This is a genomic window from Vibrio sp. M250220 (assembly GCF_036533795.1).
Taxonomy (GTDB): domain Bacteria; phylum Pseudomonadota; class Gammaproteobacteria; order Enterobacterales; family Vibrionaceae; genus Vibrio.
Map to the genome: position 1 here is coordinate 1 of NZ_JATABI010000187.1, position 598 is coordinate 598.

1 protein-coding gene is annotated in these 598 nt (G+C 48.5%); it reads left to right on the top strand.

Translation table 11 applies throughout. From position 1 onward, the window contains the following. On the top strand, positions 1–598 hold a 598-nt coding region (locus QTN94_RS20330), incomplete at its 5' end, for a transketolase-like TK C-terminal-containing protein (RefSeq protein WP_331428683.1).

The following is a 598-nucleotide window of genomic DNA, read 5'->3' on the forward strand; positions in this document are numbered from 1 at the left end:
AGGCGAAGATGGTCCAACTCACCAACCGGTGGAGCAAATGGCTTCTCTACGTCTAACGCCAAACATGAGCACATGGCGCCCATGTGACCAAGTTGAGTCAGCCGTTGCTTGGAAACTGGCAATCGAGCGTAAAGATGGCCCCACATCTCTTATCTTCTCTCGTCAAAACCTTGCACAACAAGAGCGTGACGCTGAACAACTCGCCAACATCGCTAAAGGTGCTTACATCCTGAAAGAGTGTGCAGGTAAGCCAGAGCTTATCCTTATCGCAACAGGTTCTGAAGTAGAGCTAGCGGTAGAAGCAGCAGCACAGCTAACAGAAGAAGGTAAGAAAGTTCGCGTTGTTTCTATGCCATCAACCGATGCTTTCGACAAGCAAGATGCAGCATACCGCGAAGCAGTACTGCCATCAGACGTCACAGCACGTATCGCTATCGAAGCGGGTATTGCGGACTTCTGGTACAAGTATGTTGGTTTCGGTGGCAAGATCATCGGCATGACAACATTTGGTGAATCAGCGCCAGCTGACCAACTGTTCAAGATGTTTGGTTTCACTACTGAAAACGTAGTAAACACAGCAAAAGAATTGCTAGCGTAA